The 17,985-nt window shown below is 62.6% G+C and carries 21 protein-coding genes; 12 read left to right on the top strand and 9 right to left on the bottom strand.

Annotated features, from left to right (window positions below):
• Positions 1-71 precede the first annotated feature (71 nt).
• The 4 genes from purU to GEV01_RS21010 are packed head-to-tail and all read left to right on the top strand — an operon-like array spanning position 72 to position 2,464.
• Positions 72-941: a formyltetrahydrofolate deformylase gene (gene purU / locus GEV01_RS21025; RefSeq protein WP_008446961.1), complete on the top strand. Its 870-nt coding sequence runs from the start codon at positions 72-74 to the stop codon at positions 939-941.
• Positions 942-966: 25 nt separating this feature from the next.
• Positions 967-1,509 carry a YaeQ family protein gene (locus tag GEV01_RS21020; RefSeq protein ID WP_008446962.1) on the top strand — a complete coding sequence of 181 codons (543 nt, stop codon included), beginning with the start codon at positions 967-969 and terminating at the stop codon, positions 1,507-1,509.
• A gap of 23 nt (positions 1,510-1,532) precedes the next feature.
• A complete protein-coding gene (locus GEV01_RS21015; protein ID WP_152807473.1) occupies positions 1,533-1,973 on the top strand; it encodes a copper chaperone PCu(A)C in 441 nt (146 codons plus the stop codon).
• Positions 1,973-2,464 carry a YcnI family copper-binding membrane protein gene (locus GEV01_RS21010; RefSeq protein WP_152807472.1) on the top strand — a complete coding sequence of 164 codons (492 nt, stop codon included), beginning with the start codon at positions 1,973-1,975 and terminating at the stop codon, positions 2,462-2,464. The genes GEV01_RS21015 and GEV01_RS21010 overlap by 1 nt, the downstream gene beginning before the upstream one ends.
• 15 nt (positions 2,465-2,479) lie before the next feature.
• On the opposite strand, the gene GEV01_RS21005 is transcribed toward GEV01_RS21010, so the two are convergent.
• Positions 2,480-3,775 (bottom strand): Xaa-Pro dipeptidase, encoded by a 1,296-nt coding sequence (locus GEV01_RS21005; protein WP_152807471.1) that lies wholly within the window; start codon positions 3,773-3,775, stop codon positions 2,480-2,482.
• A gap of 105 nt (positions 3,776-3,880) precedes the next feature.
• Between GEV01_RS21005 and GEV01_RS21000 the strand changes: the two genes are divergently transcribed.
• A complete protein-coding gene (locus GEV01_RS21000; RefSeq protein WP_152807470.1) occupies positions 3,881-4,879 on the top strand; it encodes an Rpn family recombination-promoting nuclease/putative transposase in 999 nt (332 codons plus the stop codon).
• On the opposite strand, the gene GEV01_RS20995 is transcribed toward GEV01_RS21000, so the two are convergent.
• Positions 4,851-5,630: a head GIN domain-containing protein gene (locus tag GEV01_RS20995; RefSeq protein ID WP_235914468.1), complete on the bottom strand. Its 780-nt coding sequence runs from the start codon at positions 5,628-5,630 to the stop codon at positions 4,851-4,853. The two genes, GEV01_RS21000 and GEV01_RS20995, sit on opposite strands and share 29 nt — an antisense overlap.
• A 220-nt stretch (positions 5,631-5,850) precedes the next feature.
• Here GEV01_RS20995 and GEV01_RS20990 point away from each other — a divergent pair, with 220 nt between their 5' ends.
• From GEV01_RS20990 to GEV01_RS20980, 3 genes are all read left to right on the top strand, one after another.
• A complete protein-coding gene (locus GEV01_RS20990) occupies positions 5,851-6,495 on the top strand; it encodes an SAM-dependent methyltransferase (protein ID WP_152807468.1) in 645 nt (214 codons plus the stop codon).
• Between the two features lie 76 nt (positions 6,496-6,571).
• A complete protein-coding gene (locus GEV01_RS20985) occupies positions 6,572-7,693 on the top strand; it encodes a type IV pilus twitching motility protein PilT (protein ID WP_152807467.1) in 1,122 nt (373 codons plus the stop codon).
• Positions 7,694-7,697: 4 nt separating this feature from the next.
• On the top strand, positions 7,698-8,411 hold the full coding sequence (locus GEV01_RS20980; RefSeq protein ID WP_152807466.1) for a YjjG family noncanonical pyrimidine nucleotidase: 714 nt from the start codon (positions 7,698-7,700) through the stop codon (positions 8,409-8,411).
• Here the strand turns inward: GEV01_RS20980 and arr are convergent.
• The 5 genes from arr to GEV01_RS20955 are packed head-to-tail and all read right to left on the bottom strand — an operon-like array spanning position 8,377 to position 11,977.
• On the bottom strand, positions 8,377-8,766 hold the full coding sequence (gene arr, locus GEV01_RS20975) for an NAD(+)--rifampin ADP-ribosyltransferase (protein ID WP_152807465.1): 390 nt from the start codon (positions 8,764-8,766) through the stop codon (positions 8,377-8,379). The two genes, GEV01_RS20980 and arr, sit on opposite strands and share 35 nt — an antisense overlap.
• A gap of 10 nt (positions 8,767-8,776) precedes the next feature.
• The gene (locus GEV01_RS20970) at positions 8,777-10,051 is read right to left on the bottom strand and encodes a c-type cytochrome (protein ID WP_152807464.1); all 1,275 of its coding nucleotides are present in this window, start codon (positions 10,049-10,051) and stop codon (positions 8,777-8,779) included.
• Positions 10,052-10,061: 10 nt separating this feature from the next.
• Entirely contained in the window at positions 10,062-10,784 is a 723-nt protein-coding gene (locus GEV01_RS20965) for a c-type cytochrome (RefSeq protein WP_152807463.1), read from the bottom strand.
• A gap of 49 nt (positions 10,785-10,833) precedes the next feature.
• Complete coding sequence (locus GEV01_RS20960) at positions 10,834-11,496, bottom strand: 3'-5' exonuclease (protein WP_152807462.1); 663 nt, start codon at positions 11,494-11,496, stop codon at positions 10,834-10,836.
• A 1-nt stretch (position 11,497) separates the two neighbouring features.
• Positions 11,498-11,977, bottom strand: coding sequence for a ProQ/FINO family protein (locus GEV01_RS20955; RefSeq protein WP_152807461.1), 480 nt, complete (start codon positions 11,975-11,977; stop codon positions 11,498-11,500).
• Positions 11,978-12,449: 472 nt separating this feature from the next.
• Between GEV01_RS20955 and rpoD the strand changes: the two genes are divergently transcribed.
• Entirely contained in the window at positions 12,450-14,942 is a 2,493-nt protein-coding gene (gene rpoD, locus GEV01_RS20950) for an RNA polymerase sigma factor RpoD (RefSeq protein ID WP_152807460.1), read from the top strand.
• A gap of 74 nt (positions 14,943-15,016) precedes the next feature.
• Here the strand turns inward: rpoD and GEV01_RS20945 are convergent, their stop codons facing one another.
• Complete coding sequence (locus GEV01_RS20945) at positions 15,017-15,706, bottom strand: hypothetical protein (protein WP_152807459.1); 690 nt, start codon at positions 15,704-15,706, stop codon at positions 15,017-15,019.
• A gap of 178 nt (positions 15,707-15,884) precedes the next feature.
• On the opposite strand from GEV01_RS20945, the gene GEV01_RS20940 reads away from it, so the two are divergent.
• From GEV01_RS20940 to GEV01_RS20930, 3 genes are all read left to right on the top strand, one after another.
• Positions 15,885-16,367, top strand: coding sequence for a hypothetical protein (locus GEV01_RS20940; RefSeq protein ID WP_152807458.1), 483 nt, complete (start codon positions 15,885-15,887; stop codon positions 16,365-16,367).
• A gap of 68 nt (positions 16,368-16,435) precedes the next feature.
• A complete protein-coding gene (locus GEV01_RS20935) occupies positions 16,436-16,852 on the top strand; it encodes a hypothetical protein (protein ID WP_152807457.1) in 417 nt (138 codons plus the stop codon).
• 108 nt (positions 16,853-16,960) lie between these two features.
• Positions 16,961-17,194 (top strand): hypothetical protein, encoded by a 234-nt coding sequence (locus tag GEV01_RS20930; protein ID WP_152807456.1) that lies wholly within the window; start codon positions 16,961-16,963, stop codon positions 17,192-17,194.
• On the opposite strand, the gene GEV01_RS20925 is transcribed toward GEV01_RS20930, so the two are convergent.
• Entirely contained in the window at positions 17,184-17,963 is a 780-nt protein-coding gene (locus tag GEV01_RS20925; protein ID WP_152807455.1) for a 3-hydroxybutyrate dehydrogenase, read from the bottom strand. The genes GEV01_RS20930 and GEV01_RS20925 overlap by 11 nt on opposite strands.
• Positions 17,964-17,985 lie beyond the last annotated feature (22 nt).

The following is a 17,985-nucleotide window of genomic DNA, read 5'->3' as shown; positions in this document are numbered from 1 at the left end:
GTGCTATTTTTACGGATGGTGGCCAGCCGTGCGACAATACCGGCCTTGTTAGACCTATAACGATGGTGGATATGAGCAATCCCGAATACATTTTGACACTCTCTTGCCTGGATCAGCGCGGAATCGTTCATCGCGTGTCGGGTTTCCTTGCCGAGCATGGCTGCAACATTATCGACTCGGCCCAGTTCGGCGACAGCGAATCGAAGCTGTTCTTCATGCGCGTGCATTTCGCGCTGGAAGACCGCAACATGAACGACGACCTGCTGCGCGCCGATTTCAGCCTGCTGGGCGCGGACATGAAGCTGGACTGGGAGCTGCGCGACGCGCACTACAAGCCGCGCGTGATGCTGATGGTGTCGAAGATCGGCCATTGCCTCAACGACCTGCTGTTCCGCTACAAGAGCGGTCTGCTGCCGGTGGAAATTCCGGCCATCGTGTCCAACCACATGGACTTTTACCAGCTGGCCGCCAGCTACAATATTCCGTTCCACCACCTGCCGCTGGCCACCGGCGCTTCGCAGGAAGCCAAGCTGGCGCAGGAAGCCAAGGTTATCGAGCTGATGAATTCGCACAACATCGACCTGGTCGTGCTGGCGCGTTACATGCAGATCCTGTCGCCTGGCTTGTGCACGGCGTTGAAAGGGAAGGCGATCAATATTCACCATTCCTTCCTGCCGAGCTTCAAGGGCGCCAAGCCGTATGCGCAGGCGCATCACCGCGGCGTCAAGCTGATCGGCGCCACCGCCCACTTCGTCACCGGCGATCTGGATGAAGGTCCGATCATCGAGCAGGACGTCGAGCGCGTCGACCATTCGATGGATGCCGACACGCTGTCGGCCATCGGCCGCGACGTCGAGTGCGTGGTGCTGGCGCGCGCCGTGAAATGGTTTGTCGAACACCGCATTTTGCAGAACGGCGACAAGACTGTCGTCTTCAAATAAATATAGAAATTAAAGAGATTCACCGATGGCCCTCAAAGCAACAATTTACAAAGCCGACTTGCAGATCGCGGACATGGACCGCAACTTCTACGAGACCCAGTCGCTGACCTTGGCGCGTCACCCGTCCGAAACCGACGAGCGCATGATGGTGCGCCTGATCGCCTTCGCGATCCACGCCAATGAAGCGCTGACGTTCACCAAGGGCCTGTTCGACGTCGAAGAACCGGACCTGTGGCAGAAGGACCTGACCGGCGCGATCCAGCTGTGGATCGAAGTGGGCCAGCCGGACGAGAAAGTGATCCTGAAGGCCAGCGGCCGTTCGGAGCACGTCTATGTCTACAGCTATGCGGCCACCAGCCACATCTGGTGGAAGGCCTTGGCCAACAAGGTCGAGCGCTGCAAGAACCTGACCGTGATTAATCTGGATGCCGACGCCACCGAGCAACTGTCCAAGATGGCCCAGCGCAGCATGCAGCTGCAATGCACGATCCAGGATGGCCAAATCTGGCTGACCGACGGCACGACCACGGTGGAAGTCGGCCGCGAAACCTTCAAGGGCGAGCGCTGAGATAAGGTTGCTATAATCGGTCGATGAAAAAAATCCTTTACGCATTGCTGCTGGCGGCGCCGCTGGCTTCGGCCCAGGTGGAAGTACGCGACGCCTGGATACGCGCCACCGTGCCGTCGGCCAAGTCTACCGGCGTGTTCATGCAGCTCAAGTCGAAGCAGGGCGGACAGCTGGTGGAGGTGCGCTCCAGCGTGGCGGGCGTGGCGGAAATCCATCACATGCAGATGGATGGCCAGATGATGAAGATGCACGCCGTGCCGTCGCTGGATTTGCCGGCCGGGCAGACGGTGGACCTGGCCTCCGGCGGCTATCACGTGATGCTGATGGATTTGAAGCGGCAGTTGAAGGACGGCGAGACCGTGCCGGTCACGTTGGTGATACGCAAGAAGGGCAAGCAGACTGAAACCATCGCCGTCGACGTGACGGTCAAACCGCTGACGTATACACCACCGAAAGGGCAGTGATGAAAACGACTTCCTCCATGCTGGCGCTGGTTTTCTCTGCTGCGATGCTGGCGCCTGCGGCGCAGGCGCATGTGACGCTGGAACAAAGCACCGGCCTGGCGGGCAGTTTTCAGAAGCTGAGCTTTCGCGTCGGCCACGGCTGCGACGGCACCGCCACCAAGGGCTTGACCGTGTCGCTGCCGGAAGGAGCGACCAACGCCAAGCCCATGCCCAAGGCGGGCTGGAAGATCAACGTCGGCACCAACGGCGGCGTGCAGGAAATCAGCTGGAAGGGCGGCCCGCTGCCGGACGCCTACTTCGACGAATTTGTCGTGCAGGTCAAGCTGACCTCACAGCCGGGCAAGCTTTACTTCCGCGTCGTGCAGCAGTGCGACAAGGTCAGCGTGGCCTGGGACGAGATCCCCGGCGACAGCGCCGTCAAACTGAAGGCGCCGGCACCGGTGCTGGAGGTGCTGCCGGCGCCGTCCGGTACGGACCTGCGCCAGCATTGATCCAGGCCGCGCGGCTTATTTGACGACCGCGCCGCCTTTCATCACCCACTGGACGCTCTCCAGCGTCTTCACATCTTTCAGCGGTTCGCCATCGACGGCGATCAGGTCGGCGAACTTGCCGGCTTCGATAGTGCCTACCCGGTCGGTCCAGCCCAGCAGTTCGCTGGCGTTGAGCGTGGCCGTACGGATCGCCTGGATAGGCGTCATGCCCAGCTTGACCAGCACGCCGAACTCGCGCGCGTTCAGGCCGTGCGGATAGACGGCGGCGTCGGTGCCGAAGGCGATCGGCACGCCGGCCTTGATGGCGCGGCCGATGTTCACGCGCGCCGTCGGCAGCACCACTTTGGCTTTTTCCAGCAGCGGCTTGGGCAGCTTGATCGCTTCGGCGTTCTCGATCAGCCAGTCGCCCAGGTAGAGCGTGGGTACCAGCCAGGTCTTGTGTTCCTTCATCAGCTTGATGCCTTCGTCGTCGATATAGGAGCCGTGTTCGATCGAATCGATGCCGGCCAGTACCGCCAGCTTGATGCCGTCGCCGCCGTGCGCGTGGGCGGCGGCTTTGCGGCCCAGGCGGTGGGCGTCGCTGATGATGGCTTTCAGTTCTTCCAGCGTGTATTGCGAGGTGCGCGGATCGTCGCCGAAGGACAGCACGCCGCCGGTGGCGCAGATCTTGATGACATCGGCCCCGTACTTGATGTTGCGGCGCGTGACCTTGAGCGCTTCGTCGACGCCGTCGGCCACGCCGAGGGCGGTGAGCTTGTATTCGGGGGCGTGCATGGTGTCGTCGCAGTGGCCGCCGGTGATGCTCAGCGGTGGGCCGGAGGCGGCCATGCGCGGGCCGGGCACGTCGCCGTCGTTGATGGCGTCGCGCAGGCCGATGTCGGTATAGGCGTCGGCGCCGACGTCGCGCACGGTGGTGAAGCCGGCCTGCAGCGTCAGGCGGGCGTTCTTGGCGCCGGTCAGCGTGGCGCGCGGCACCGATTTGGCGACCACGGAATAGCCGGAATCCTGCGGATCGTTGGTCAGGTGGGTGTGCATGTCGATCAGGCCGGGCAGCAGGGTCTTGTTGCCGAGGTCGATGACCTGGGCGCCGGCCGGGATCGCCAGCTTGCTGCCGGCGGCGGTGATGCGTTCGCCGCTGATGAGGACCACGGCGTTGTCGATCAGCGCGCCGCTGCGCACGTCGAGCATGTGTGCGGCTTTGACGGCGGTGACGGCGGGTGGGGCGGTGTCGGCGGCGGAGGCGCTGGAGCAGGCCAGCAGCAATAGCGGCAGCGCGAAGGCGCGGCGGATGGACATGGCGATGACGTTCAAGCGGATCTCCTTGTTGTGGGTGTTGTAGTCGCGCCGGATTGATGCGGGCCAAACCGCGCCCGCCTAGGCTACCCGCGTCTTCAGGCGAACGCTACAATTTTTTGGATGAACACCCGCAGCGACACGCTTTACCGCCAACTCTTCGCGCATCCCGAGATCGTGCGGGATCTGCTGGCCGGCTTTTTACCGGCCGGCTGGGCCAGGTCGCTTGAGGTTGGGGCCTTCGAGCGCGTCAACGCCAGCTACGCCAGCGACCGCGGCAAGCAACGCCACCAGGACATGGTATGGCGGGCCAAGGTGGGCGGGGAGTGGGTCTACGTCTACATCCTGCTGGAATTCCAGGCCCGCTCCGATCGCTGGATGGCCTTGCGCATGCAGGTTTATGTGGGTTTGTTGTTGCAGGATCTGGTCGCGCAGCATCGCTTGACGCGGCGCGGCAAATTGCCGCCAGTGGTGCCCATCGTGCTGTACCACGGCCGCAACCCCTGGCGTGCCGGCAGGGAGTTGGCCGATTTGATGTTGGCGCCGCCGGCTGGATTGGAAGCCTATCAGCCGCGCCAGCGGTACATGCTGATAAACCAGCATCGTCATATGAATCCGGACGACCCTGCCAATATTCTGGGCATCGTGTTCCGGCTGTTGCGGTCGAAGACCAACAAGGAAATGCTGTCAGCCTTGAGCGCTTTCGCCGAGCGCATGAAAGCGCCCGATGTCGCAAGGGCGCGCGACAGCCTGGCACGTTGGGTGTACACGACCTTGCAAGACGAATTTGGCGAAGCTAATATGAGTTTTAAGGAGGAGCCGACAATGCTCTTTAATAGACGGTTCAAGACCTACGAAGCACTGCTTGAATACGAGGCTGTTGAGCGTGGGCGAAAAGAGGGGCGAAAAGAGGGGCGAAAAGAGGGGCGGCAAGAAGCGCGTCAAATATTGCAGGAAGTCTTGGCAAAACTCCTTGCACGGAATAGTGTTGCACCACCCGCTGGAACTCCGGAAAAAATTGCCGCAGCCAATGCCAAGCAACTCAGCGCCTGGATACAGGCACTGGCTGCTGGCGATGATCCGGCCGAAGTCTTTACTGCGGCGAAGCGCCCAGCCGCTTGATCGTACCCGACCCCATCACGCTCTTGGTCAACTGCGGATCGCCGTAGTAGGCGATGTCGCCGGAACCGGCCACGCTCAGGTTCAGCGTTTGCCTGGCCCACACCGTCGCCTGGCCCGAGCCGCTGATGCTGGCCGTCGCATCGCGCGCCGCCAGCTGGCCTGCCTGCACCCGCCCCGACCCGGCGACCGATACCTGCAAGCGTTCGACATTGCCGCTGGCCTTCAGGTTGCCGCTGCCGCCCAGCGAGATCGCCACCGACTCGCTCTCCAGGTTGCGCGCATTGATCGAGCCCGAACCGCCCACGTCGAACGTCAGGCTCTCGGCGCGCAGCTTGTCGACATCGACCGAACCGGAACCGGCCACCGCGATCTTCTCGATCGAGCGCGCCTGCACCACGATCTTCATCGTGCGCGATTCCAGGTTGACGTCCTTGCGCGTCGGCCGGATGCGCAGCGTGCCGTTGTCGACCACCGTCTCGATCAGCGCCTGCAGGTTGTCGTCGGTCTCGATGCTGATGCTCTCGGTATTGCCGATGCGGATCTCGACGTTGCCGCTGACGCTGGTCGCCAGCGAGGTGAAGTGGCCCAGCTCGCGGTTCTGCTTGACGATCTTGCCGCTGCCTTGCACGCGCTCGCCATGGAACCAGCTCAGCGGGCCGGCCCAGGCCACGCTGGCGGGCGCGGCGACGGCCAGCAGGCCGGCGGACAGGAACAGGGTGCGCAGGGCGCTGCGGATGGATGGGTTTGCCATGATGGTCTCCTCGTAATGGTTGGCACAGCTCTTGAGGTTGGATACTACGGACTCCACCCCGCGCACGGAACCCGGCTGCGACAGATTGCAGCAGGGGCGGAACAGAATGCAGCAGGCGGGGAGTAGACGGCACCCCCGGGCGGCGGCCGGGCCGGCATGAGGTATCATTCGGGCTATCCCGCAACACCGCACGCTGCAACGCAGCACACATTGGACTTACATGCTGATCATCACCATCAAACAGGGCAAGGAAAAGAGCTTGCTGGCCGGCGACCCCTGGATTTACGCTTCCGCCGTCGAACGCGTCGAAGGCCGGCCGCAGGAAAAGAACAAGCCCGGCGCCACCGCCACCGTGCAGAGCTCGTCGCGCCAGTTCATCGGCCGCGCCGCCTACAACGCCAAGTCGCAGATCTGCGCCCGCATCTGGACCTACAAGGAAGACGAGCCGGTCGACCACGCGCTGATCAAGCGCCGCGTCAAGGCCGCCATCGCCAAGCGCGCGGCCGCCGTGCGCGCCGCCGGCCCGAACGATCTGGTGCCGGTGGTGCGCGGCGACGAGGACGGCCTGTCCGGCCTGCTGGTCGACAGCTGGGGCGGCGTCCAGGGCTATCTGATCTGCCAGTTCCAGTCGGCCGGCGTCGATGCCTGGAAAGTGCCCATCGTGCAGGCGCTGCTGGCGGAAACCGGTTGTCCGAATGTCTACGAACGCTGCGACGACCTGGTCCGCAAGGGCGAGGGCTTGCCGATCTTCTATCGCGCGCTGGCGGGCGAAGAACCGCCCGACCACGTGCTGGTCACGGAAGGCAAGCAACGCTACAGCATGGACCTGCGCACCGGCTTCAAATATCCCAAGGTCCGCAGCTGAAAAAATTTCGGTACTGCAAGTTTTCTCTTATAATCGTCCGAGGAGCTTCACCGACCCCACGGAGATCAGAGTAGAGATGGAAAATTACCAGTCGTCGCAAATTCGTACCCTGACTTACATCGAAAACGAGGACCATCCGGTCTTCGGCACCCTTGTCGAGCAGATCCTGCATCTGCTGAATTCCAAGCTGATCTTCAGCGACATCCTGATTCACCAGAACAGCCCGCTGTTGCTGCGCCAGCCGAAAGGGCTGGTGGCGGTGACGGATTCGCCGATCACGCGCGAGGAGCTGCAGGAATTTTTCGAAGTGGTCGAGCCGAACTGGGCCGAACGCATCCAGGACCGCGCCTTCGACCGCGCGGTCGATTTGCACACGGCGCGCATCCGCGCCAACTGCTTCAGCTTCCAGGGCAAGAAGCGGCTGGGTTGCGTGATCCGCCGCTTCCCCAAGGAACCGATGGCGCTTGCCCAGCTGGGCCTGCGCCCGGCCGAGCAGAACTTCGCCAAGCTCACCAGCGGACTGGTGCTGATCATCGGCGACACCTGCCAGGGCAAGTCGACCACCATCGCCGCCATGCTCGACGAGATCAACAAGCACCGCTCCGGCCACATCATCACGATTGAAGATCCTGTGGAAACGCTGATCCCGCAGCGCCAGTGCGTCATCACCCAGCGCGAAGTGGGCTTCGACGGCGACGTCGAGAGCTTCTACCTGGGCGCGCTGGACGCGCTGCGCGAACGGCCGGATGTGATCGTCATCGGCGAGATCCGCGACGCCCAGACGGCGCAGGAAGCGCTGGCGCTGGCCGAATCCGGCCCGCTGGTGCTGGCCTCGCTGCATGCGCGCTCGACCGAGCTGGGCTTGCAGAAGATGGTGCGTTTGCTGGGCAATGCCGAGCCGCAGTCGCAGGCCCTGGCGCATGCGCTGCGCGGCGTGCTGTGCCAGGCGCTGCTGCCGTCGGTGGACGGCGACCGCTACCACCTGGCCACCGAGTGCCTGACCTCGAATCCGGAGGTGGTCAATATGATCGCCACCGGCCAGGTGTCGGCGCTGCGCAACTGGATGGAAACCAAGCCGGGCGAGGGCTGCCACACGATGAACGCCTCGCTGCGCGCGCTGCTGGCCGCCGGCAAGGTCAGCGTGGATGACGCCCGTAACGCCACTACCGACCGCATCGGCTTTGCCGAGCACTACTAAGACAATGAAATATAAACTGTTTTTATTTGACCTGGACGATACCCTGCTGGACTTCAGGGCGTCCGAAAAACTTTCTTTCGTACGCACCATGCAGGAGCTGGGTCTGCGCGATGGCGTGGATGGGATTTTCCAGCAATATCAGGCGATCAATGTGGAGTTGTGGCGCCGCTTCGAGACGGGCGCTGTCACCAAGGACTTCTTGAAGGTGGAGCGCTTCCGCAAGACTTTCGAGGCGAACGGCATCGAGCTCGATCCGGAGGCTGCAAGCAGCCTGTATCTGGAGTCGCTGCCGGATACCGTGGTCCTCATCGATGGCGCCAGGCAGGTTTGCGAGACGCTGTCCGCCATGGGCGAGGTGGGCATCATCACCAATGGCGTCGAAGCCATCCAGAACCGCCGCATCGCCAGCTCGGGGCTGGCGCCGTACATTTCCTTCGTCGCCACGTCCGAAGCGTGCGGCTACGCCAAGCCCGATGTGCGCTTCTTCGAATATGCCGCAAAAATGGCCAAGCCGTTTGCCAAGGAAGAAGCGATCATCGTCGGCGACCGCCTGGACGCCGACATCCTGGGCGCCAACCGCTATGGCATCGAAAGCTGCTGGTTCAATCCGGATCGCCTGGCTAACGCATCGGAAGCGCTGCCCGACTACGAAGTGGCCAGCCTGAGCGACATCGCGCCGCTACTCAATCGTCGACTGCCTCAATGCCCTGCAATCTGAGTTTCTCGACGTGGTCCTTCATCGCCTGAAGCACTTCGGGCGCGTGTCCCTTCCAATCCTTGACCTCGCCGACAACCCGTAGCGCCTCGCGCGAGCGGTAGGACTTGGTTGGGTTGCCCGGGAATTTTTTATCCGTCAGATTCGGATCGTCGGCGATAGGGCCGGTCGGCTCGACGATGTAGATCCTGCCGGGCGCGTCGCCCTGTGCCAGCTCCGCGCCCCACGTGGCCGCCTCCAGCGTGGCGGACAGATAAACGTGGTTGGCCTTGCGCCGGCTGCCGTAGTTGGAGGTGTAGCCGGGCTCGATCAAATCGCCTTCCTTCAGGTCGGCGCGAGTGCCGTGGTAATACTCCATGCAACTCTCCTCAATCCAGTGGAATCGCGCGATAGCGGTTGACGTCGTTGCCGTTGACCGGCGGCGCGTTGTTGCCCCAGGCGCTGCGCAGGTAGGACACCACTTGCGCCACTTCCGTATCGTTCAACACATGGCCGAACGGCGGCATGCCGTATGGACGCGGATTGCCTTCCGTGCCGGGCGCGAAGCCGCCGTTGAGCACGATGCGGATAGGGTTGACCGCCTGCTCCATCGTCAGCGCGCGGTTGCCCGCCAGCGGCGGATAGCCTGGCGGCAGTCCGGTCCCGCCGGCGCCGTGGCAGTCCGCGCAATGCTTCCCGTACAGCTTGGCGCCTGCGGCCAGGTAGGCCACCGACTCCGCACTCTTGTCGCGCTCGAATTCGGACTTCTTGCCGTCGCCCGGCAAGGCTCTCAGGTAGACCGCCATCGCGTTGATATCGCTGTCGCTCAGGTGTTGCAGGCTTTGCTGCACCACTTCCGCCATCGGCCCGAACACGGTCGCGCGCGGCGACACGCCGGTCTTCAGCAGTTGCGCGATGTGCGGCTGCATCCATTCGCCCAGTCCCGCCTCGGCGCCGGAATTGAGCGACGGCGCATACCAGCCCAGCACCGGGATCAAGCCGCCGGACAAGCCTTCGCCATCGGTCGCGCCCAGCGTGTTGCGCGCGCTGTGGCAGGCGCTGCAATGGCCCAGGCCCTGCACCAGGTAGGCGCCACGGTTCCAGTCCACCGATTGCTTGCTGTCTTCGCGGAACACGGCGGGCTTGAAGTACAGCGCGCGCCATCCGGCCAGCATGAATTGCTGGTTGTAGGGGAAGCGCAAGGTATGCGGCTGGTTGGCCTGCGACACCGCCGGCACCGACTGGAAGTAGGCGTACAGCGCATCGGCGTCGTCGCGGGTGATGCGGGTGTAGTTGGTGTAGGGGAAGGCAGGGTACAGCAGGCGGCCATCCCTGGACTTGCCGTTGTGTAGCGCGCGCCAAAAGTCGTCGGAACTCCAGCTGCCGATGCCGGTGGCCTTGTCCGACGTGATGTTGGGCGAGATGACGTTGCCGAACGGCGTTTGCAGCGCGCGGCCGCCGGCGTATTGCGCGCCGCCGCGCACGGTGTGGCAGGCCATGCAGTCGCCGGCCTTGGCCAGGTAGGCGCCGCGCGCGACTTTCTCGGCCGGCGCCAGTTTGGAGGTAACGGTGGGCGCTGGGCCGGTATCGTCGGAGCCGCCGAACAGCACGAACAACAGGCCGGCCGCCAGCAGCGCGATAACGGTATAAATAATTTTCTTCATGTGCGGCCCCTTATGGTGCTGGCACGCTGCCGCAGTTCAGCGGCAGGGGCATGGCGATGCTGTCGGCGGCGCCGGGGCGGGCGGCGGGATCGGGCGTCTGCTTGCTGAGCCAGCCGGAGACGGCGGCGATGTCGGCCTCGTTCAGCCGGTTGGCGATCTCCGCCATGCAGTCCGGCGCGGCGGCGCGGCGCACCTTGTTCTTCCATGCGCCGAACTGGGCGTTGACGTAGTCGCTGGGCAGGCCGATCAGGCCGGGGATGGCGGGCGCCACGCCGGTCAGCGTGCTGCCGTGGCAGGCCACGCAGGCCGGGATCTTCTTGGCCGGATCGCCTTGCTGCACCAGCGCTTGGCCGCGCGCCAGCGAGGCCGTGCTGGCGCTGGCGCCGCTGCCGGCCTGGGCCGGCGGGTAGGGCGGATGCTGCTGCGAGAAGTAGTCGGCGATCTCGCGCAGATAGGCGTCCGGCAGGTGGTCGACCATATAGGTCATCATCGGATAGTGGCGCCGGCCTTCGCGGAAATTGACCAGCTGGTTGTACAGGTAGCCGGCCGGCTTGCCGGCGATGCGCGGGAAGAAGGCGTCGCTGCGTTCCTTGACGGCGTGGCAGGCGATGCAGGCGGCCACGCGCTGTTCCAGCGTGTCGGGCAGGGTGGCGGGTGCGGCGGCCTGCGACGGCAGGCTGCTGCCGGCAAAAGCCAGCACGGCGCACGCGCGCACGACGTAAGAGGTAGACATGCCATTCCTTGAAGTCGTAGCTATCTGGCAAGGATACCAGATCGCGCGGCTAAACTGGCTTGGGCGGGCGAGGAAGTTTAACGGCTTTCATCGGCGGCAGCTTGTTGCCGGCGGCGATGAAGTGGCGGTACACGCGCAGCGCGACCTGGGCATCGTCGGCGGCGTACAGGATCTGCTTTTCGTTCAGGCGCGGCAGCGCCCAGTTGGTGGTCGAGATCTTCTTGGATTTCTGCAGCTTCTGGCCGAAGAACTTGGCGACGGCGGTCTTGGCGCCGAGGTCGTTGCGCTGGCCCGGCGTGCGCAGCGCCACCGACAGGTCGACCACGCCGGCCGCGCGTATCGCCAGCTTGGCGTGCAGCCGCTTGACGTCGTCGGACAGGCCGAAGCCCACCTTCAGCAGGGCAGGCGCTTCCAGCACCGCTTGCAGCACTTCGCGCATGGGCGCGGAAATGCTGCTGCCGATCTGGAACAGATAAGCCTTGTGGTCGGTGGAAAACTGGATCAGGTGCGGACCGGTCGAGGTCTCGCCCTTGGTGAAGGTCGGCTTCGATTCGGTATCGAAGCCGATGGCGTCGGTGGCCAGCAAGATATCGCGCGCGGCGATGGCTTGCTCCAGCGTGGCGATCATCTGCACATCGCCGATGCGCAGACCCACGTAGGGCGGCAGCTCGGCTTCCGCCGGCGCCGCCTGCTGTTGCGTAGTCAACGCCAACTCAACCCTTGCGCGAGAACTTCGCGGTCAGCTGGTTCAGCTTGTCGGCGCGCACGCGGGCCGCTTCTTCGGCCGCAGCCGCGTCGCGTTCCGCCTTCTTGCGCTCGGCTTCTTTCTTGAAGCGTTCCTGCAATACCTGGGTGGCGTGGGCGCGGTGGGTGTCCGTCACTTCGGCGCCAGGGGTGCCGTCCAGATCGTGGCGCACCTTGGCTTTTTCCATGACTTTCAGATAGCGCAGCGAGCCGGTATGGATGCCGAGCGCGGTACGCATGGTCTTGCGGTCCAGTTCAGGCATGACGGCGAGGATCTGCTTGTCGATACCAATCGACAAAGGCAGGAAATCGCGGAAGGCCGGGAATTGGGTCTGCAATTGTTTCAGCAAGCTGCGCGGGGTAAGAGCTGCAGGAGCCGCGGTAGCGGCAGTGGCTGCGGGCTCGGTTGCCGGCGCCTGAGGGGTGAGACTAGTGTTCATCGACTTCATAGTTTAAGCAAGAGGCGTCAGCATATCATGGGCACTACGGTATTGCAGTGCCTTTTAGGTCATGATGTAAAAAAGACCACATCGACATCATACGCCAGTTGGACGGGGAAGGTGCGTTCGCACGCCAAAACGTGTATAATGCGAGACGCACTTTTGCAGGACGGTGCGTTTCAGTTTGGTACAGGATGCGATTTGGACGGTCTGACAAGAGTTTGTAGCCCTTGTTATATGGTTTTAAGATGTCGGATATAGGTACTATCAATTATCCTGATGTCGCGCTATACGGCATACTTTGCCCTCTCCCTATTCTTCACTGAAAAGAGAAACAAGCCCGTTGTTGGATGCGGGCTTTTTTTATTCCGCAGATAATCGTCAGCTAAATTACAACATTTCCATCTGTGCGCACCGGTAACGGTCGGCGCTGGCTATGGCATTTTGTATTTTCTGGCGAATACGCATTGAGAGATATTTAATGACAAAAACGCCGAAAACTTTAACGTTGTCCGTTAAGGCCGCCCGTACCAGCTCCGCTCCGCTGGTGGTGCCAAAGACGACTCTATCTTATGTGATCGATAATGCGCAAGAGGCAGCGAGCAAAGTAACGGTAGTCAAAAAGAAAACGCGCCTGAGCGCCGCGGCCGAAGCGGCCCAGGCGGAAGCGCAAGTGGCGGTGCAGCAGGCCGACAGCGCGGACGCGCCGGTCAAGACCGTCAAGGTGGCGCGCAAGGCCGCCGTCGCTCCGGCCGCCGAAGCCGGCGCCCCTGCGGTGGTGGTCAAGGCCGCACCGAAATCCAAACTGGTCAAGGCCGTCAAGGCCGAGCCTGCGCCGGTCGTCATCGTCACCGCCGGCCCTGCCGTCAGCCAGGTGACGGACGCCGCCACGCTGGCCTCGATCGACACCTCCGGCTACCTGCTGCCTAGCGTCAAAGTGCCAGGCCGCCGTGGCCGCAAGCCATCCGAATTCACGCCGGAAAACGACGAAGTCGCGGCACTGAACGCGGTCGAGCGCGCCGAACTGAAGGCCGTGTCCAAGGCCCGCGAGCGCAAAGCCAAGGGCGGCGCCGCCGACATGCTGGGCGTGGATTCGAAGAGCACGGCTGAAGAGCTGGAACGCCGCCGCACCCAGATCAAGAACCTGATCAACATGGGCAAGGAACGCGGCTTCCTGACCTACGCCGAGATCAATGACCAACTGCCGGAAAACATTGTCGACCCTGAAGCGATCGAAGGCATCATCGCGACCTTCAACGACATGGGCATCGCCATCTACGAGCGCGCGCCGGATGCCGAATCGCTGCTGCTGACCGACAGCGTCGCCACCGTCACCTCGGACGACGAAGTGGAAGCGGCCGCCGCGACCGCGCTGTCGACCGTCGACTCCGACTTCGGCCGCACCACCGACCCGGTCCGCATGTATATGCGTGAGATGGGCGCCGTGGCGCTGCTGACGCGCGAAGGCGAGATCGAAATCGCCAAGCGTATCGAAGGCGGCCTGAAGGACATGATCCAGGCCATCTCCGCTTGCCCGACCACGATCGCCGAGATCGTCGCGCTGGCCAAGAAGATCGAAGCCGACGAACTGAAAGTGGACGAAGTGGTGGACGGCTTCGTCGACCTGAACGAAGCGAACAACGCGCCTGCCGTATCGGCCGCGCCTGCCGCCGCGTCGGATGAAGACGAAGAAGAGGAAGAGGAAGTCGAGGAAGAAGACGGCGACGCCAACGGCGGCGCGGCAGGCTTCTCGACCGAGCAGCTGGCGCAGCTGAAGAAAGCCGCGCTGGAAAAGTTCGACGTCATCTCGACCCAGTACGACAAGATGCGCAAAGCCACCGGCGGCTACGGCTCCAAGGCTTACGTCGCGGCGCAGGAAGCCATTTCGGCCGAGCTGCTGGGCATCCGCTTCACCGCCAAAGTGGTCGAGAAGCTGTGCGACACGCTGCGCGGCCAGATGGAAGAAGTGCGCCACATCGAGCGCGCCGTGCTGGAACTGTGCGTGAACAAATGCGGCATGCCGCGCGCCCACTTCATCAAGGTCTTCCCGGGCAATGAATGCGATCTGGACTGGGTTGACGGCGAAGTCGACAGCGCCTATCCGTACAGCGCCATCCTGGGCCGCAACGTGCCTGCGGTGAAAGAGCTGCAAAAGAAAATGATCGACCTGCAAGCCCGCGTGGCGCTGCCGCTGGCCGACCTGCGCAAGATTAACAAGCAGATGGCCGCCGGCGAAAAACGCGCGCGCCAGGCCAAGCGTGAAATGACGGTCGCCAACTTGCGTCTGGTGATTTCGATCGCCAAGAAGTACATCAACCGCGGCCTGCAATTCCTGGACTTGATCCAGGAAGGTAACATCGGTCTGCTGAAGGCGGTGGACAAGTTCGAATACCGTCGCGGCTACAAGTTCTCGACCTACGCGACCTGGTGGATCCGTCAGGCCATCACCCGTTCGATCGCCGACATGGCCCGCACCATCCGCGTGCCGGTGCACATGATCGAAACGATCAACAAGATGAACCGCATCTCGCGTCAGATCATGCAGGAAACCGGCAGCGAGCCGGACCTGGCGACCCTGGCCGTCAAGATGGAAATGCCGGAAAACAAAGTCCGCGAAATCATGAAGATCGCCAAAGAGCCGATCTCGATGGAAACGCCGATGGGCGAGGACGGCGATTCGCAGCTGGGCGACTTCATCGAAGACAACACCACGCTGGCGCCATTGGATGCCGCGCTGCACGCCTCGATGCGCAACGTCATCAAGGAAGTGCTGGACTCGCTGACTCCGCGCGAAGCCAAGGTGCTGCGCATGCGCTACGGTGTGGAAATGTCGAACGACCACACGCTGGAAGAAGTGGGCAAGCAGTTCGACGTGACCCGCGAGCGTATCCGTCAGATCGAAGCCAAGGCCATGAGCAAGCTGCGTCAGCCGTCGCGCTCGGACAAGCTGAAGACTTTCCTGACGCAGAACTAATTGTTGCGCTTGAAAAAAGCCACGTGCGCTTAAGACGGCCAAGGCCGTCCTAAGCCACGTGGCTTTTTTTGGGCTTACAGCTTGACCGGCGGGGCTTTCTTGGCCGCGTCGATGGCGTCCTGTTTCGCCTTTTCCGCAGCGGCGGCGATCGGCTTCTGGTTCCTGAGCACGGCGTCGTAGTCGGTGATGGTCACGCTCATCGAGGTGGTCCAGGTGGAGTCGCCGACAAACGCCACCTGGACAGCCTTGTCGCAATTGACGATGCGGTCCATCATCGCGGCGTGGGCGAACGTCACGCCGATGCTGCGCGCGTAGCAGTCGTTGATCAGCTTGCCGGTCTTGGTGCGGACCCAGTGCATGTCGCCATACTGGCCTTCGTTGGGTGGCAGTTGGCCATATTTTTCCAGTAACTGCTTGCGCAGCTCCGTGTTCAGCACCTTTTGCTCGAACTTCTCGGTGCTGCGTTCGATCTGCACCACGCGGCCATCCATCGGGCCGAACGTGACGGTGACGCGCGACCGGTTGGGCGCGTTCGGGACCCTGTATTCGATGTTGTCGGGGCGCGCCGCGTAGACCGTGTCGGCCGGACGCACGTGCGTGCGGTTAGCCGTGTAGCCGTCGGCGAACAGCACTTTTTCAACCTGTTGCTGGGTATCGCCGATCTTGATGCCCATGGTTTCCAGCGATTTCGGTATATCCGCAGCGTGCGCGGCGCCGGCCAGGGTGACGGTGGTGAACAGTGCGGCCAGTAATTGTCGGTTCATGACAGTTCCATAGATGTTTAATTTTCGGTAAAAATATATTTATTGCAATTTTAGTGTAGCAAGCTCTGGAATCGGTTGTCAAACGGATGAAGGGGGCGTGACAAACCACGCATTTTTCTGGGCCTGATTGCAATACACTAGCTACATTGAAAAATCGGCTAAGCGCCTGGACGAGCACATGATCAAACCCATTCTTTTGGCGCTGGCGTTGGCCTCGGCGGGCATGCCGACTGCGGCTGGCGCCCAGGTCATCGATGTCGCGGCCGGCATCCAGCTGGCGCAGATCGACTTCGACACCTATCACGCGCTGCTGCTTGAGCGCTGCAAGGTGGTGGCGCCCGATTCGGTCGATGGCTTGAGCGATGTGATGGCGCAATGGAAGGAGCGCAACGCGGATGCGCTGATCATCTTGCGCCAGCTCTACAAGGTGCAGTTGATACAGCAGATGCGCGCACGGGAACCCAATGCCACGGACGCCGCCATCGATGCGCATGTCGCGGCGGTGCAGGGTGTGTTCAACTCCGGCCTGAAGAGCAGGGTGGCAGGCGTATCTGCCGATGAGGCGAAGATGTCCTGCGAGAGCGGCTACGCCCGAACCCTGCTGACCCAGCGCGACATGGACTTCAACGTGCTGCTGAAGCGGATGCTGCTGGGGCGCTGATCGCCACCGGGGTATTCCATCTTCGCCGGAAATGCCATAATTGCAATTTTCTCAGCGATAGGCGAATCATGGAACTTACCGAAGAAATGGACCAGCTGCTTGAGCAGGCGGAATCGACGGTTCAGCGCTATCTGAAAACCGAGCCGGGCTTTCCCGTGTTTGCGTTGGTCATGCATAACCGTGAGGAAGTCGTGGCGCTGGTGGCGGATGGTTTCGACGACTTGCGCACGGCCATCGGTGGCCTGCTGAAGCAAGTGCTGCCGATGGTGGCGCAGGGCGATGTGATGGCGACACTGATCTGCTCGTCGATGCCGGCCAATCCGGATGCCGACGACGGCTGGCAGGCCGCGATGTTCGACATCGAAGACAGCCGCCGCAATCGCGCCTATGTGGTGATGCCGTACCGCAAACGGGACTACGGCGGCTGCCAGTACCGGCCGATGGAATTCTCGCAGGGACAATCCCAGATATTTTCCGGAAATTGATGAAAACTGTTTATATTAATACCTTGCTGTGGATCTGGTCGCTGGTGGCATTGTGGAGCGGGGCGGCGTTCTTGTCGCTGCCAAAAAAATCTGAAGGAATGAATCCCCGTGTTTGATGTAATTGTTTCCGTGTTGGCTGTCCTGGGCTGCGTCTTCATGCGTGCATGGCTTATCGTGCTGGGCTTGCTTTGCATGCATGCCTTGAGGCTGGTGGACTACCTGTACCCCGCAACCGTGCCGCTGTGGCTGACGTTGTCGCTCGCCGGCGTCCTGCTTGTGATGCTCATTCATCACGTCTTCAAGCAAAGCCGCCGGCGTGACGCCGATCCTCCTATTGCATGAACCAGCCGTGGCTGACCACCAGCGATTGCCCGGTCAGCGCGTTCGACGGGAAGCTGGCGAACAGCAGCGCCACCTCGGCCACATCCTCCACCGTGGTGAACTTGCCGTCCACGGTATCGGCCAGCATCACTTTCTTGATCACGTCCTCTTCCGAGATGCCCAGCGTCTTGGCCTGCTCGGGGATTTGCTTGTCGACCAGCGGCGTGCGCACGAAGCCCGGGCAGATCACGTTGGCGCGCACGCCATGTTCCGCGCCTTCCTTCGACACCGCCTTGGCCAGACCGATCAGGCCGTGCTTGGCCGTCACGTAGGCGGACTTGAGCTTGGACGCTTCCTTCGAGTGCACCGAGCCCATGTAGATCACGCTGCCGCTGCCGGCCTTGTACATATGCGGCAGGCAAGCCTTGGTGGTCAGGAAGGCGCCGTCCAGGTGGATGGACAGCAGTTTCTTCCAGTCCTCGTAAGGGAAGTCTTCGACCGGGTGGATGATCTGGATGCCGGCGTTGCTGACCAACACGTCGATCTGGCCCCAGGCCTCGACCACGTTGGCGATGCCGGCGTTGACCTGCGCTTCATCGACCACGTTCATGGCGATGGCCATGGCCTGGTGGCCGGCGCCCTTCAGCTCCTCGGCGGTGGCTTGCGCCGCTGCCAGGTTCAGGTCGGCGATGACGATCTTGCCGCCTTCGCGCGCGTAGACCAGGGCGATTTCCTTGCCGATGCCGCTGGCGGCGCCGGTGACGATACAGACTTTGTCTTTCAGCTTCATGTGTGCGCTCCTCGTGGGGTGG

Origin of the sequence: Rugamonas rivuli, assembly GCF_009380165.1 — a bacterium.
GTDB classification, from domain to species: Bacteria; Pseudomonadota; Gammaproteobacteria; order Burkholderiales; family Burkholderiaceae_D; genus Rugamonas; species Rugamonas rivuli.
Note: the sequence above shows the minus strand (reverse complement) of the source record. Positions and strands in the feature narration are given on the sequence as shown.

Coding starts and splice junctions, on each gene's coding strand:
- purU (WP_008446961.1), top strand. CDS start 72: ATGAGCAATCCCGAATACATTTTGACACTCTCTTGCCTGGATCAGCGC.
- GEV01_RS21020 (WP_008446962.1), top strand. CDS start 967: ATGGCCCTCAAAGCAACAATTTACAAAGCCGACTTGCAGATCGCGGAC.
- GEV01_RS21015 (WP_152807473.1), top strand. CDS start 1,533: ATGAAAAAAATCCTTTACGCATTGCTGCTGGCGGCGCCGCTGGCTTCG.
- GEV01_RS21010 (WP_152807472.1), top strand. CDS start 1,973: ATGAAAACGACTTCCTCCATGCTGGCGCTGGTTTTCTCTGCTGCGATG.
- GEV01_RS21000 (WP_152807470.1), top strand. CDS start 3,881: ATGAACACCCGCAGCGACACGCTTTACCGCCAACTCTTCGCGCATCCC.
- GEV01_RS20995 (WP_235914468.1), bottom strand. CDS start 5,630: ATGGCAAACCCATCCATCCGCAGCGCCCTGCGCACCCTGTTCCTGTCC.
- GEV01_RS20990 (WP_152807468.1), top strand. CDS start 5,851: ATGCTGATCATCACCATCAAACAGGGCAAGGAAAAGAGCTTGCTGGCC.
- GEV01_RS20985 (WP_152807467.1), top strand. CDS start 6,572: ATGGAAAATTACCAGTCGTCGCAAATTCGTACCCTGACTTACATCGAA.
- GEV01_RS20980 (WP_152807466.1), top strand. CDS start 7,698: ATGAAATATAAACTGTTTTTATTTGACCTGGACGATACCCTGCTGGAC.
- arr (WP_152807465.1), bottom strand. CDS start 8,766: ATGGAGTATTACCACGGCACTCGCGCCGACCTGAAGGAAGGCGATTTG.
- GEV01_RS20970 (WP_152807464.1), bottom strand. CDS start 10,051: ATGAAGAAAATTATTTATACCGTTATCGCGCTGCTGGCGGCCGGCCTG.
- GEV01_RS20965 (WP_152807463.1), bottom strand. CDS start 10,784: ATGTCTACCTCTTACGTCGTGCGCGCGTGCGCCGTGCTGGCTTTTGCC.
- GEV01_RS20955 (WP_152807461.1), bottom strand. CDS start 11,977: ATGAAGTCGATGAACACTAGTCTCACCCCTCAGGCGCCGGCAACCGAG.
- rpoD (WP_152807460.1), top strand. CDS start 12,450: ATGACAAAAACGCCGAAAACTTTAACGTTGTCCGTTAAGGCCGCCCGT.
- GEV01_RS20945 (WP_152807459.1), bottom strand. CDS start 15,706: ATGAACCGACAATTACTGGCCGCACTGTTCACCACCGTCACCCTGGCC.
- GEV01_RS20940 (WP_152807458.1), top strand. CDS start 15,885: ATGATCAAACCCATTCTTTTGGCGCTGGCGTTGGCCTCGGCGGGCATG.
- GEV01_RS20935 (WP_152807457.1), top strand. CDS start 16,436: ATGGAACTTACCGAAGAAATGGACCAGCTGCTTGAGCAGGCGGAATCG.
- GEV01_RS20925 (WP_152807455.1), bottom strand. CDS start 17,963: ATGAAGCTGAAAGACAAAGTCTGTATCGTCACCGGCGCCGCCAGCGGC.